General features: G+C 45.7%; 13 protein-coding genes. 11 read left to right on the top strand and 2 right to left on the bottom strand.

The window, feature by feature from the left end; translation table 11 throughout:
* The first annotated feature begins 29 nt into the window (after positions 1 to 29).
* Both mtlR and BFW96_RS15115 read left to right on the top strand, forming a co-directional pair.
* Positions 30 to 2114: a mannitol operon transcriptional activator MtlR gene (gene mtlR, locus BFW96_RS15110; protein WP_069839885.1), complete on the top strand. Its 2085-nt coding sequence runs from the start codon at positions 30 to 32 to the stop codon at positions 2112 to 2114.
* Positions 2115 to 2325: 211 nt separating this feature from the next.
* Entirely contained in the window at positions 2326 to 3837 is a 1512-nt protein-coding gene (locus BFW96_RS15115; protein WP_069839886.1) for a class I adenylate-forming enzyme family protein, read from the top strand.
* Positions 3838 to 3855: 18 nt separating this feature from the next.
* Here BFW96_RS15115 and BFW96_RS15120 read toward each other — a convergent pair whose 3' ends face one another.
* Positions 3856 to 4452: a class I SAM-dependent methyltransferase gene (locus BFW96_RS15120; RefSeq protein WP_069839887.1), complete on the bottom strand. Its 597-nt coding sequence runs from the start codon at positions 4450 to 4452 to the stop codon at positions 3856 to 3858.
* A gap of 150 nt (positions 4453 to 4602) precedes the next feature.
* Here BFW96_RS15120 and BFW96_RS15125 point away from each other — a divergent pair, with 150 nt between their 5' ends.
* From BFW96_RS15125 to amj, 5 genes are all read left to right on the top strand, one after another.
* Complete coding sequence (locus BFW96_RS15125; RefSeq protein ID WP_069839888.1) at positions 4603 to 5463, top strand: SDR family oxidoreductase; 861 nt, start codon at positions 4603 to 4605, stop codon at positions 5461 to 5463.
* Positions 5464 to 5478: 15 nt separating this feature from the next.
* Entirely contained in the window at positions 5479 to 5982 is a 504-nt protein-coding gene (gene lyxE, locus BFW96_RS15130) for a D-lyxose ketol-isomerase (RefSeq protein WP_069839889.1), read from the top strand.
* A gap of 87 nt (positions 5983 to 6069) precedes the next feature.
* Positions 6070 to 6615 carry a GNAT family N-acetyltransferase gene (locus tag BFW96_RS15135; RefSeq protein ID WP_069839890.1) on the top strand — a complete coding sequence of 182 codons (546 nt, stop codon included), beginning with the start codon at positions 6070 to 6072 and terminating at the stop codon, positions 6613 to 6615.
* Positions 6616 to 6698: 83 nt separating this feature from the next.
* Positions 6699 to 7121 carry a pyridoxamine 5'-phosphate oxidase family protein gene (locus BFW96_RS15140; RefSeq protein ID WP_069839891.1) on the top strand — a complete coding sequence of 141 codons (423 nt, stop codon included), beginning with the start codon at positions 6699 to 6701 and terminating at the stop codon, positions 7119 to 7121.
* Positions 7122 to 7625: 504 nt separating this feature from the next.
* Positions 7626 to 8435, top strand: a complete 810-nt coding sequence (gene amj / locus BFW96_RS15145; RefSeq protein WP_069839892.1) for a lipid II flippase Amj — start codon at positions 7626 to 7628, stop codon at positions 8433 to 8435.
* A gap of 44 nt (positions 8436 to 8479) precedes the next feature.
* Here amj and BFW96_RS15150 read toward each other — a convergent pair whose 3' ends face one another.
* Entirely contained in the window at positions 8480 to 8770 is a 291-nt protein-coding gene (locus BFW96_RS15150; protein WP_014662816.1) for a DUF3817 domain-containing protein, read from the bottom strand.
* Positions 8771 to 8954: 184 nt separating this feature from the next.
* On the opposite strand from BFW96_RS15150, the gene lrpC reads away from it, so the two are divergent.
* From lrpC to epsK, 4 genes are all read left to right on the top strand, one after another.
* Positions 8955 to 9389: a transcriptional regulator LrpC gene (lrpC, locus tag BFW96_RS15155; protein WP_069839893.1), complete on the top strand. Its 435-nt coding sequence runs from the start codon at positions 8955 to 8957 to the stop codon at positions 9387 to 9389.
* Positions 9390 to 9453: 64 nt separating this feature from the next.
* Positions 9454 to 11637 carry a DNA topoisomerase III gene (locus BFW96_RS15160; protein ID WP_069839894.1) on the top strand — a complete coding sequence of 728 codons (2184 nt, stop codon included), beginning with the start codon at positions 9454 to 9456 and terminating at the stop codon, positions 11635 to 11637.
* 201 nt (positions 11638 to 11838) lie between these two features.
* Positions 11839 to 12927: a glycosyl hydrolase family 8 gene (locus BFW96_RS15165; RefSeq protein ID WP_069839895.1), complete on the top strand. Its 1089-nt coding sequence runs from the start codon at positions 11839 to 11841 to the stop codon at positions 12925 to 12927.
* On the top strand, positions 12908 to 13759 hold the full coding sequence (gene epsK, locus BFW96_RS15170) for a cyclic-di-GMP receptor EpsK (protein WP_069839896.1): 852 nt from the start codon (positions 12908 to 12910) through the stop codon (positions 13757 to 13759). Before BFW96_RS15165 ends, epsK begins: the two co-directional genes overlap by 20 nt.

Here is a 13759-nt window from a genome sequence, read left to right on the forward strand (position 1 = left end):
CATCAAGATTGTCTAGGAGGTCTTTTTTTATGTATATGACTGCCAGAGAACAAAAGCTGTTAAAGCACTTGTTATTACAAAATAGATATATAACCGTAACTGAGCTTGCTGAGCTGATGGAGGTCAGCACGAGAACCATTCACAGGGAGCTCAAATCAATTAAGCCGCTGATGGAAACCGTCGGGCTTACGCTTGATAAACAGCCCGGCAAAGGGTTGAAAGCAGTTGGAAGTCCCGAAGATAAACAAAAGCTGCTCACCGATTTATCATATGAACAGCATGAATACAGCGCGGACGAAAGGAAACTGCTCATTCTCTGTTCGCTATTAGAGTCTCAGGAGCCCGTCAAACTGTACACGCTTGCTCATGATCTTCAGGTGACAAATGCCACGGTCAGCTATGACTTAGACGAGCTGGAGAAATGGATTTCTCCCTTCGGACTGACACTGATCCGCAAAAGAGGTTTTGGCATCCAGCTCATAGGGCCGGAAAATGCGAAACGGAAAATTGTCGGCAACTTGATTGTGAACCGCCTCGACATCCAAATGTTTTTGGAAGCGGTCGAATTAAACATCAAAGGAAAACCTGATTCTTCTGAGAAAATGTTCGGTGTTGTCAGCAAAGGTGAGCTGCTAAAAATGGAGCGTATCTTATTTCAGCTGAAGGAAAAAATCGCTTTTTCATTGTCCGACAGCTCCTATATAGCGCTCGTCGTCCATCTGACGTATGCGATCGAACGGATTAAGCTTGGGGAAACCATCACCATGGAGCAAAATGAGCTTGAGGAGATGAAGAATGCGAGAGAATACAGCTCGGCTCTTGAAATCGCAGGCGAGCTTGAACGAGCCTTCGGCGTGACGATACCCGAGGCAGAGGTCGGCTATATTACAATCCACCTTCGAAGCGCCAATCGAAAATACAAAACAGAATACAAAGCGCAGGGAATTGAGTTGGAAACAGCCCTGCAAACAAAGCGGCTCATTGCTTTTATTTCAGATAAAATCCGAATGGATCTCACGAAAAACTACTCTTTATATGAAGGCTTGATCGCCCATTTGGAGCCGGCCGTCAGCCGCATAAAAGAAAATATTGAGATATACAATCCGATGAAGGAACAGATCAAGCGCGATTATTTTCTGCTTTACATGGCGATCGAAGAAGGCGTCGAAAAATATTTTCCGGGCATGTCCTTTTCTGATGATGAAATCGCTTTTATCGTTCTTCACTTTGGCTCGGCTCTTGAAATCAAAAAAGAAGAAGCAAAAGTGAAAGCGCTTGTCGTCTGCTCAAGCGGGATCGGCTCTTCGAAAATGCTTGCCTCAAGGCTGAAGAAAGAGCTGCCGGAAATTGAATCGTTTGATATGTCATCCCTGATCGAGCTAAAGGGGAAGGATGTTCAAGCGTATGATATGATTGTGTCCACTGTTCCGATTCCTTATGAAAACATAGATTACATCATGGTCAGCCCGCTATTAAATGAGGAAGACGCAAACCAGGTCAAGCAGTATATCAAGCGGAAAATTCCCCTTATTCTTAACAAAAAAAGAAGCCCCAAGGAAGAAACGCAGCAAGCTGATGCACCTGATATGCTGGAAGCGGCGGAAAGCATAGGTCGGTATATGGAGATTATTCAAGATGTTTTACGCCATTTTTCACTAACTCAACTCAAAACAAACTCGGATCATAGCATGCTTCTATTAGAACTTTTTCAGCAGCTGAAAAAGGATGGCTTGATCCGTGATCCGAAAAAAGCCGCGGTTTGCCTGGCTGAGCGGGAGAAACAAGGGGGATTGGGCATCCCGGGAACAAACATGGCGCTTTATCATCTCAAAAATGATGAAATCGTCCTGCCTTTTTTCAAAATGTTTGATCTCAGCACCTCCTATGAAGTGGATGGCATGGACGGAAATACCCTCATCATGACACGCATCCTCGTCATGATGGCGCCTGGTTCATTATCTGCTGAAGGCTCGGAAATTTTAAGCGCGATCAGCTCGGCAATTATCGAGAGCGGAGAAAGCATGGCGGGGTTTCAGGAAGAAGGAGAACAAGAATTGTATCAGCGGTTAAACCGCATATTTTTCACTTGGATGAAAGAAAAAAACATACTGTAATCCTTCATGGCACACGTCAAAAAATTGGCGTGTGTTTTTCTGTGGACGGGGAACAAAATAAGAAAATGTGGGACTATTTTATCATTCAGTATTGGAATAATTCCAAAATGAAATAGTTTTACAAGTTATCTTTTTTGGGTTAAAATGGGTGAGGTAAGGAAGAAAATCTAACAAATTATTGAAGATTCAAGAGAATATAGGAGATGACGATATGGAAACATTACAGCATCTGATTCTGCATGACATGCCGGATAGCAAAGAAATAGAGGCTGTAAAAAGCGGAGACCATACACTGACATATAAAGGTTACCGTAAACGGATTAATCAGCTGGCGAATGCCATGCTGCAAAAAGGAATTCAAAAGGGCGACCGTGTTGCATTGCTTTGCAAAAACGGCCATCCCGCATCAACTGTTATGTTCGCCGCGCTTGAAATAGGTGCTGTTGTTGTACCTGTCAGCTGGCAGCTGAAACCATATGAAATGACAGGCATTTTAAAAGCAAGTGAACCGAAAGCGATGTTTTATGGAGCGGAGTTTAAAGAGACGCTGGATGAAATTCTTCCTGAATTGTCCTCACTGTCTTTAACAATGGAGACAGGAACAGCTTATGAAACATCTGCTGAATTTGAAGCGCTGTTTGCCGGTCCTGATCAATTGCCGGAAACGGAAATGGTTTCCCCAGATGATACAGCACTTCTCATGTTCACGTCTGGCACAACGGGAAACCCGAAAAGATGCATGATCACACATGGCGGCATATACAGATACGTCAAAAAATCCAACAGCTCAGTAACACGCATGAAGGGCCTTCGTTTTCTCGCGTGCCATCCGATTTATCATACGAGTGCGCTCATTTGCATCATGCTTGGAACGTTTGCAGGAACAACCTTTGTGTTCACAAAGGATCAAGATCCTGTTCACATGCTGAAGGTCATTGAAGAAGAGAAAATTCAGACCGTGATGGCTCTTCCTGTGTTTTACACGTATTTGCTTGAAGCGTGGGAAACGCACCAAACTGACTTATCGTCGCTTGTTATTTTAATGACAGGCGGAACAAAAGTGCCGAGCAGCCTAATCCGCCGCTATCTTGATATCGGCATTCCGCTCGCGCATGGCTATGGAAGTACTGAGGCTTGGGGAATCAGCACATGGATGCCTGATATGGGAATGGATAAAGCGGCATCGGCGGGGAAACCTGTGGAAGGCGTTAAAGTCAAAGTCGAAGATCCTCTGACGGGAGAAGAACTCCCCCAAGGAGAAATCGGCGAAATCGTTGTTCATACTCCATTCTTATTTAAAGGCTATGAAGACAACCCTGAAGCAACAGCGAAAGTGCTGCAAAACGGATGGTTCAGAACCGGAGATTCAGGCTATGTGGATGAAGATGGCTTTATTTTCATCACTGGACGCTACAAGGATGTCATTATTTACGGAGGCGATAACGTCTATCCTGATCAGGTTGAAGAAGTTATCCAGCAGATCCCGGGAATCCTTGAAACGGCGGTGGTCGGAATACCAGACCCGCTTTACGGTGAAAAACCGAAAGCTTTTATCGTGAAAAATGGCGGCCAGCGCATAACGGAAGAGGATGTCATCGCATTCTGTAAAGAGCGCCTGTCCGCTTACAAAATACCTGAAGTTGAATTCGTTAACGAACTGCCGAAAAACAACCTCGGCAAGGTGAAAAAAGACGTCCTGCGCAACCAGGCTGTACATTCATAAAAGAAGAAGCCCGCCACTTTATGTGGCGGGCTTCTTTGCAGTTGCACAAACGGCAAGCTCAGGCCTAATGTTCTTAAATTGTATATCAATGTCCTCGAAGCCGGCTGCTTTGAAGTCGGCAATCATCTGTTTTCCAAATGATTTGGTTTTCCCAGGGCTGGCATCCGCTTCCCGCGGCTGCATCGTAATGGCTGCTTTGCCGCCGGGCTTTAATGCACGATAAATCTGTTTCATGCCTTTTGTTTGGTCATTCCAAATGGTGTAGTTGTTAACGGAAATCACTTTATCATAAAACGAGGCGGAAAGAGGAAATGTCTCGACGCTTCCTTGTATCAGGCGTACCCCCTCTGATTTCACTCTGCGGGCGGCCAGCTTCAGCATGGCTTCTGACACATCAATCCCATGAAGATGAACATCCTTTTCGCGTTTCAATATCTGCTGCATGCAGTATCCAGGGCCAAACCCGACTTCTAAAATGCTGTCCCCGCGCATGATCTCAAGCTGATTGATTGTCCACTGATTCAGTGTCTGATTTTCAGCAGCCATGATGTACCCGGCAATCATGCCGATGACGCCTTTAGGTCTGCTGAATTTTTTTGAAAGCATGTTAATCATTCAGTAACCCCCTTTTCAAGTTATTTCCTCCCAGCGTTCCATGTGAAACATTTTTCTGATAAAGCAATACGAAGGTGCCAACCCATGTTTATCCAAAGAGCGTGTGAGGTACACAACAAATAGACAAGAAACCAAAGGAGGAGAATCATCATGGCACATTATCCAAAAGAACTGCCGGCACAAACCCAAAATCGCCAGCCGGGAATTGAAAGCGAAATGAATCCAAGTCCGGTGTATGAGTACGAGGATTATAAAGGAGCAGACAAATTAAAAGGAAAAGTTGCGCTCATTACAGGCGGCGACAGCGGGATCGGACGCGCGGTTTCCGTCGCTTACGCAAAGGAAGGCGCTGATATCGCCATTGTATATAAGGATGAGCATGGAGACGCCGAAGAGACGAAGAAACGCGTTGAACAAGAAGGTGTAAAATGCCTGCTGATTGCCGGTGACGTCGGTGAAGAGGAATTCTGCAATGAAGCGGTTGAAAAAACGGTCAAAGAACTAGGCGGCCTTGACATCCTTGTCAACAATGCCGGTGAACAGCATCCGAAGGAAAGCATCAAAGACATTACAAGTGAACAGCTTCACCGCACATTCAAAACAAACTTTTATTCTCAATTTTATTTGACTAAAAAAGCAATTGATTACCTGAAACCGGGGAGCGCCATCATCAATACGACATCCATCAACCCGTACGTAGGAAACCCGACACTCATTGATTATACAGCGACAAAAGGCGCGATCAATGCCTTTACAAGAACAATGGCGCAGGCGCTTGTCAAAGACGGCATCCGTGTGAATGCAGTTGCGCCGGGACCAATCTGGACGCCATTAATCCCAGCTACGTTCTCTGAAGAAACAGTCGCCCAATTTGGGCAAGATACGCCGATGGGCCGTCCTGGACAGCCTGTTGAGCACGTCGGCTGTTATGTGCTGCTGGCATCAGATGAATCATCTTACATGACAGGCCAGACACTGCATGTCAACGGCGGTAATTTTGTGACGACATAAGAGGGAGTGTGACATATGGGCATCACGAAAGAAGAAGTGAACAGCTACTATCAAAAGGCAGGCATTGTATTAACGGACGAGGAAGTAGACCAAATCCAGCTGATGGACTACGGCTTAGGAAAAGAAAAAACAGTCGGGCTCCAGCTCTTTGTCTACGTCAATACAGACCGTTATTGTTCAAAGGAACTGGTGCTGTTTCCGGGACAGACTTGCCCGGAACACCGCCATCCGCCGGTCGACGGCCAGGAAGGCAAGCAGGAGACCTTCCGCTGCCGCTACGGAAAAGTGTATCTTTACGTAGAAGGAGAAAAAACGCAGCTGCCAAAGGTTCTCCCTCCTCAGGAAGACAGGGAACACTATACGGTCTGGCACGAAATTGAGCTGGAACCGGGCGGGCAATATACGATTCCGCCGAATACAAAGCATTGGTTTCAAGCTGGGGAAGAGGGGGCCGTCGTGACGGAAATGTCGTCTACGAGCACAGATAAACATGATATCTTTACCGATCCAAGGATATAAGGATGAGGCTTAGCAGCCCATCCTTTTTTGTATTGAAAAAAACGGAATCATCGCTATAATGGGTAAAAAAGGAAAGAGGGAGAGGCAATGTTCACTTGCAAGGTAAATGAGCACATCACCATCCGATTGTTGGAGCCGAAGGATGCGGAGCGGCTGGCCGAACTCATTATCGAAAATCAGGAGAGGCTTAGCAAGTGGCTGTTTTTTGCGGAAAATCCAAGCAGCGCTGAAACGTACCGGGAAACAATCATTCCAGATTGGCGGCGCCAGTATGCCGACCTGAACGGCATTGAGGCGGGGCTTCTTTATAACGGCAGCCTATGCGGCATGATCAGCCTGCATAACCTTGATCAAGTGAATCGAAAGGCAGAAATCGGATATTGGATTGCCAAAGAATTTGAAGGGAAAGGCATTATTACCGCTGCCTGCCGAAAACTCATTACGTATGCTTTTGAAGAGCTTGAGCTGAATCGTGTGGCGATCTGTGCGGCTGTCGGAAACGAAAAAAGCAGAGCGGTTCCGGAACGGCTTGGCTTTCTAGAGGAAGGAAAGGCACGGGACGGCTTATTCGTAAATGGCAGGCACCATGATCTTATCTATTACAGCTTGCTAAAGCATGAATGGAAAGGATGAAAATAAAGAGCACACTTTCTTGTTTAAATCTTCCCCGGATGTGGAAAAGTAACAGCGGAGACGTTAAAAAGGAGTGATTCGAGATGAATCAGAAAGACATAAAACAAAAAGTGCTTGATGTTCTAGATCACCATAAAGTAGGTTCGCTCGCAACGGTTCAAAAGGGCAAACCGCATTCCCGCTACATGACTTTTTTCCATGACGGGCTGACGATTTACACACCGACAAGCAAGGAAACTCATAAAGCGGAAGAAATTGAGAACAATCCCAATGTCCACATTTTATTAGGCTATGATTGTGAAGGCTTTGGCGACGCCTATGTCGAAGTTGCCGGAAAAGCCAAAATCAACAATTCGGCAGAACTGAAGGACAAAATATGGAGTTCTAAATTAGAGCGCTGGTTTGACGGCAAGGATGATCCGAATCTGGTGATTCTTGAAATTGAACCGGAGGATATCAGATTAATGAATGCCGGAGAGAAAACACCGGTCTCACTCGAACTATAAAAAATTTGTGTTTTCAGGGGCGATATGTTATTATGAATAGCTAGTAAGAAAAATAAGCAAATAAAAAAGAAAGTAAACTTCTTTTTTCTGTTTTGAGAGAGAAGCTTACCGCTTCCCAAGCAGCATAATCAGCTGCCCTTATTCTTTTCCTTCATAACAAATCGCCCCTAACGATGAGATGGAAAAAAGACTTTTTTGTTTTACAATTCACACCGGCGCGGCTTCGGAGCCGCAGTGACGATTGAGAGGTAGGGCTTTCGTTGTCTTGTGTTCAAGAAATTTCCATGGTGTTTACTTTCCAGAAAGATTCTTCGGAACAATGCTTTATGAATCTAACCCGCCCGAGCTGGCGGATGATATAATCTTTATTTGCGTATAGAAAAGAATAAGACAAACCGCCCGGCGTACGCCGGCGGTTTTTTTATTGCAAAAAACACATCGTACTGAAACCTAATTGCCTTCTTTCCAGTCTTATCTCTAGGATGAAATTGGAGGAAGAATAACGTGCATGTCATTACAACACAAGTACTTTTTATATTTTGTTTTTTATTGCTGATTCATTCGATAGAAACCTTAGCCTATGCCACAAGGCTTTCCGGGGCCCGCGTTGGATTTATTGCGTCCGCGCTTTCCCTGTTTAATGTCATGGTCATTGTGTCCAGAATGTCGAACATGGTGCAGCAGCCCTTTACCGGGCATTTAATTGATGATGCGGGAAAAAACGCACTGGCGATTGTAGGCGAGCAGTTCCGCTTCTTGATTTTCGGATCGACAGTCGGCACCATCCTGGGCATCATCCTGCTCCCGTCTTTTGTCGCTCTTTTTTCACGGGCGATTATTCACTTGGCGGGTGGCGGCGGCTCCGTTTTTCAAGTATTCCGAAAGGGATGCTCGAAACAAGGATTTAAAAATGCCCTTTCCTATTTGCGTCTGCCGTCTATTTCATATGTAAAAGGGTTTCGTATGCGCTTGATTCCGAAGCGTTTGTTTGTCATCAACATGCTGATCACATCGATTTATACGATCGGCGTGCTTTCGGCTTTGTACGCAGGCCTGCTGGCGCCGGAGCGCAGCACGACAGCCGTCATGGCATCGGGCTTGATCAATGGAATTGCGACGATGCTGCTGGCCATTTTTGTTGATCCTAAGGTATCCGTTCTTGCTGATGACGTGGCAAAAGGAAAACGAAGCTATGTCTATCTAAAATGGACCTCTGTCACAATGGTCACATCAAGGGTGGCGGGCACACTCCTCGCCCAGCTCATGTTTATTCCGGGGGCCTACTATATCGCCTGGCTCACAAAATGGTTTTAATAAGAAAGGCTGGATCAAAAAGATTCAGCCTTTTTTGCGTTTCCTTATTTAAAATTCCTCAATCCGCGATCGTACAAAAAGTTTCCGAATGGGACGAAAGCGACGATGAAGCCGGCGGCTGACCATTTCAGCGGCCATTTGACAGAGAAGGTTGCATAAGCCAAGACAAGCAAATACAAAATGAACAACCCTCCGTGAACCGAACCGACAATTGTCACTGCAAGCGGAAGGCCTGCCCAATATTTAAGCGGCATAGCGATGAACAGCAGGATTAAGAGTGACATTCCTTCAATAAAACCCATCGTGCGAAGTCTTCCGATCGGCGTGTGCAGCATAAATCGCCCTCCTTGTGGACACGTTTTCATTTTATACTATAAACAATCCGGAGGGGCATATGACAGCTTTCGAAAAATGTTCGGAAAACATTCATTTTTACATGCCTTTTTCAGGGAACTGTACTTGTCATTTACAAAAATACCCGAGATAATGTGTACAAAATCATAAAAGAAGGATGTTGAAATGAAACTTGACCAGATTGATCTGAATATCATTGAGGAGCTGAAGAAGGACAGCCGTTTGTCAATGAGGGAATTAGGCAGAAAAATTAAGCTGTCACCTCCATCTGTGACAGAACGGGTAAGGCAGCTTGAATCGTTTGGCATCATCAAGCAATACACGCTGGAGGTCGACCAGAAAAAACTGGGCCTTCCCGTTTCCTGCATTGTGGAAGCAACCGTTAAAAACGCGGATTACGAGCGGTTCAAAAGCTATATTCAAACATTGCCGAGTATTGAATTTTGCTACCGAATTGCGGGTGCAGCCTGCTATATGCTGAAAATCAATGCCGAAAGCCTTGAAGCGGTAGAAGATTTCATTAACAAAACATCGCCCTACGCGCAAACCGTCACTCACGTCATTTTCTCAGAAATTGACACGAAAAACGGGCGCGGTTAGAGAGTGCCGCGCGAAGTCTGTTATAATAACAGGATGAGCGTGAAAGAAAGAGAAGTGATCAAGCATGTCAAAAACAGTTGTATTAGCTGAAAAACCTTCAGTCGGCCGGGATTTAGCCCGGGTGCTGAAGTGCCATAAAAAAGGAAACGGTTATCTCGAAGGTGATCAATATATTGTGACCTGGGCTTTAGGCCATTTGGTGACACTTGCTGATCCGGAAGGCTACGGAAAAGAATTTCAATCATGGCGTCTTGAGGATCTGCCAATTATCCCAGAACCATTAAAGCTTGTGGTGATTAAAAAAACCGGAAAGCAGTTCAATGCGGTCAAATCCCAGCTTACCCGTAAAGACGTCAATCAGATTGTCATCGCGACTGACGCAGGCCGAGAAGGTGAGCTTGTTGCGCGCTGGATCATTGAGAAAGCGAATGTCCGCAAACCAATCAAGCGGCTGTGGATTTCTTCTGTAACGGATAAAGCGATCAAGGAAGGATTTCAAAAGCTTCGCAACGGCAAAGAATACGAAAACCTGTACCATTCTGCTGTCGCCAGAGCGGAAGCGGATTGGATTGTGGGGATTAATGCGACCCGTGCGCTGACAACAAAATTCAATGCCCAGCTCTCATGCGGGCGTGTGCAGACCCCGACGCTTGCCATGATTGCAAAGCGCGAGGCAGACATTCAAGCGTTTACGCCAGTTCCATATTACGGCATCCGTGCTGCAGTCGACGGCATGACGCTGACGTGGCAGGATAAGAAATCAAAGCAGACGAGAACGTTCAATCAAGACGTAACAAGCCGTTTGCTAAAAGACCTCGAAGGAAAGCAAGCGGTCATAGCCGAGCTGAAAAAAACAGCGAAAAAAAGCTTTGCGCCTGCGCTTTATGATTTAACGGAGCTGCAGCGTGACGCCCACAAGCGCTTCGGTTTTTCTGCTAAAGAAACGCTTTCTGTGCTGCAGAAGCTGTATGAGCAGCATAAGCTCGTCACATATCCGCGGACGGACTCTAGATTTTTATCCAGTGACATCGTCCCGACGTTAAAAGACCGTCTGGAAGGCATGGAAGTAAAACCGTATGCCCAATATGTCAGCCAAATTAAAAAACGTGGCATCAAATCCCATAAGGGCTACGTCAATGACGCGAAGGTGTCAGACCACCACGCGATTATCCCGACCGAAGAGCCGCTCATTCTCAGCAGTCTGAGTGATAAGGAACGAAAGCTGTATGACCTGATTGCGAAACGTTTCCTTGCAGTATTAATGCCTGCATTCGAATATGAGGAAACAAAGGTCATCGCAGAAATCGGCGGAGAAACCTTTACGGCAAAAGGCAAAACCGTACAGTCCCAAGGATGGAAAGCTGTTTATGATATGGCGGATGAGGATGATGAGCAGGACGATGACAGAGATCAGACACTTCCTGCGCTTCAAAAAGGCGACACACTTGCCGTCCGCACGTTAACGGAAACAAGCGGCCAAACGAAGCCGCCCGCCCGCTTTAACGAAGGGACCCTGTTGTCAGCGATGGAAAACCCAAGCGCGTTTATGCAGGGAGAAGAAAAAGGTCTCGTCAAAACGCTTGGAGAAACAGGCGGCCTCGGCACGGTGGCAACGCGTGCCGACATCATTGAAAAACTGTTCAACAGCTTTTTAATTGAGAAAAAAGGCCAGGATATCTTTATCACGTCTAAAGGGAAACAGCTCCTGCAGCTTGTTCCGGAGGATCTGAAATCACCGGCCTTAACGGCAGAATGGGAGCAAAAGCTGTCTGCGATCGCGGCCGGCAAATTGAAATCGGCTGTCTTTATTAAAGACATGAAGGCTTACGCTCACCAAACGGTAAAAGACATCAAAAACAGCAGCCAAACCTTCCGACATGACAACATCACGGGAACGGCATGTCCGGAATGCGGCAAAATGATGCTGAAAGTAAACGGCAAACGCGGGACGATGCTCGTGTGCCAAGACCGTGAATGTGGAAGCAGAAAAACGATTGCCCGAAAAACAAACGCGCGCTGCCCGAACTGCCATAAAAGAATGGAGCTTCGCGGCCAAGGTGAGGGCCAGACCTTTGCGTGTGTGTGCGGTCACCGCGAGAAGCTCTCTGTATTTGAAAAACGAAAAAACAAAGACAAAGCGCGTGCTTCCAAACGGGACGTGTCCTCTTATTTGAAAAAACAAAATAAAGATGAGCCGATTAACAATGCGCTGGCAGAACAGCTGAAAAAACTCGGTTTGGATAAATAATAAAAAACCTGTGCCTATCGCACAGGTTTTTCTATTGGACTTAGGTCCCGTTTTTTAAATGTTCAAAAAGGGAAAAAAAAGCTAGCAATCTGCATTTTTTTCTTTTATAGTAAATGTACTTTGTAACATGGCAGTCATATTTTCTTCTATAACTATTTGTGAGCGTCTGATTCGCTTCAGGCGACAAAGGGGGATTTGCCTGTGAGGCATGCACTAATTGCTGTCATCTTATTCTTCTTATCTATCGGACTTTCCGCAGGGTGTGCTGAAGCTGGAAATAAGGCCCAAAATCAGTCGGCGGCAGAAGTGAACACCAGCCCGCTGCAGCCAGCGGAATATTTCATCTATCATAATCTAATGAATGATCAAGGGCTGATCAAAACCGATTTTTCAGACCAGCCTTCGTATTTATCGGAATCTCTCGGCCTGTGGATGGAGTTTCTGCTCAGCAAAAATGACGCACCGCATTTCCAGGATCAATATCAGCATCTGACTGATTCATTTCTGATGAGCAATCACTTGGTGACGTGGAAGATTCAAAATGGCCAAGCGAGCGGGACGAATGCGCTGATAGATGATATGAGAATTATGCTGTCTCTTGACCAAGCCGCCGCAAAATGGGGCCGCAGCGACTACGCGCAAACGGCTAAGGATATCGGCACGGCTTTGAAGACATACAATATGAACAACGGTTTATTCACAGACTTTTACGACTCACAGGCCGCTTCAAAGGATGTGACGCTTTCATACGTCATGCCTGATGCCTTAGCTGTTTTAAAGAAGAATGGAATCATAGACGAAGAAACAGAACAGCGGAATGCCAATGTTCTCTATTCAGCTCCTTTAAAAAATGGCTTTTTGCCGAAGACATACAGCTCGGAGACGAAGGAATACACATATGACAGTGAAATCAACCTGATTGATCAGCTTTACACTGCTTGGCATTTGCCGGAAGGGGATGAAAAAGCATCTGTTTTAGCGGACTGGATCAAGCAGGAATTTCAGACAAACGGAAAACTGTACGGGCGATATTCGGCAGATACGAAGGAGCCTGCCGTCCAATATGAATCGTCATCCGTATATGCATTAGCCGTATTGTTTTTGACAAAACAGCATGAAAACAGCTCTGTCATCAAAGCCATATATGACAGAATGAATGACTTTGAAATTCATGATCCGGTGAAATCGTATTATGGAGGCTATATGAGCGGCACTCAGACGCATTCATTTGACAATCTGCTGCCGCTGTTAGCCGAAAGGAAGCTTTTTAATGAAAATATCATTCAATGAATCACAAAAATTATTTGCTTATTTTTCAGGGCTCATCGCGGCCCTGTCTCTGTTTATTTATTATGTGTCAGCCCAGCAATCGGAAGGCGCCCTGATCCTTTGCATCACGTTTGTCGTCATCGCCGCAGGTATCTGGTTCGGCCCGATTTACGCGCTGGCGGTGACCTTAATCGTACTTTTTGTTCTCGGCACCTTAATGATGTTTTTCCAGACTGGACAGGCATCGCTCTTTCCAGCTGAGGAAGGGCTGCGAATGCTTGTCGTGTGGGGAATCGCGCTTTTGCTGTTTTCTTTTATTTCCGGAAGAATCCACGATATCACAGCAGAGCTTCGGCGCTCAATCACACGGCTTCAATCCGAAATCAAAAGTTTTGTTGCTGTTGACAGAGTGACCGGGTTTGATAACAAGCAAAGGATGCAGCTGGAACTTTCAGAAGAAATGAAGCGGGCGGAGCGCTATGGCAATTCTTTTGTGTTTTTGCTGCTCCATATGCATTATTTCAAAGAGTTTAAGTCCTTGTACGGTGAAAAAGAAACGGATCGCCTCTTCCAATATGTCGGTCAGCAAATCAGGACGAGTGTTCGGGAAACGGATAAGAAATTCCGCCCCTCTGACGAGCGTATCGGGATCGTGCTGACGCACACGCCTGCTCAACATATGCCAGCCGTTCTGACCAAGCTGAAGAAACAATTGGATACATATCAGCTGGAAAATGGAAAGTATGTCTCGCTTACGTTCCACGTTTGCTATTTGCCCTACCGGAAAGATATCAAAACAGCTGATCAATTTTTAGAAGAACTGGAAAATGAGATGATGATGAATGAACTATAA

Source organism: Bacillus sp. F56 (genome assembly GCF_001748205.1).
GTDB lineage: Bacteria > Bacillota > Bacilli > Bacillales > Bacillaceae > Bacillus > Bacillus stercoris.

Bases quoted from the DNA above. Each gene is read 5' to 3' on its own strand.
- mtlR (WP_069839885.1), top strand. From the start codon at position 30: ATGTATATGACTGCCAGAGAACAAAAGCTGTTAAAGCACTTGTTATTA.
- BFW96_RS15115 (WP_069839886.1), top strand. From the start codon at position 2,326: ATGGAAACATTACAGCATCTGATTCTGCATGACATGCCGGATAGCAAA.
- BFW96_RS15120 (WP_069839887.1), bottom strand. From the start codon at position 4,452: ATGATTAACATGCTTTCAAAAAAATTCAGCAGACCTAAAGGCGTCATC.
- BFW96_RS15125 (WP_069839888.1), top strand. From the start codon at position 4,603: ATGGCACATTATCCAAAAGAACTGCCGGCACAAACCCAAAATCGCCAG.
- lyxE (WP_069839889.1), top strand. From the start codon at position 5,479: ATGGGCATCACGAAAGAAGAAGTGAACAGCTACTATCAAAAGGCAGGC.
- BFW96_RS15135 (WP_069839890.1), top strand. From the start codon at position 6,070: ATGTTCACTTGCAAGGTAAATGAGCACATCACCATCCGATTGTTGGAG.
- BFW96_RS15140 (WP_069839891.1), top strand. From the start codon at position 6,699: ATGAATCAGAAAGACATAAAACAAAAAGTGCTTGATGTTCTAGATCAC.
- BFW96_RS15150 (WP_014662816.1), bottom strand. From the start codon at position 8,770: ATGCTGCACACGCCGATCGGAAGACTTCGCACGATGGGTTTTATTGAA.
- lrpC (WP_069839893.1), top strand. From the start codon at position 8,955: ATGAAACTTGACCAGATTGATCTGAATATCATTGAGGAGCTGAAGAAG.
- BFW96_RS15160 (WP_069839894.1), top strand. From the start codon at position 9,454: ATGTCAAAAACAGTTGTATTAGCTGAAAAACCTTCAGTCGGCCGGGAT.
- epsK (WP_069839896.1), top strand. From the start codon at position 12,908: ATGAAAATATCATTCAATGAATCACAAAAATTATTTGCTTATTTTTCA.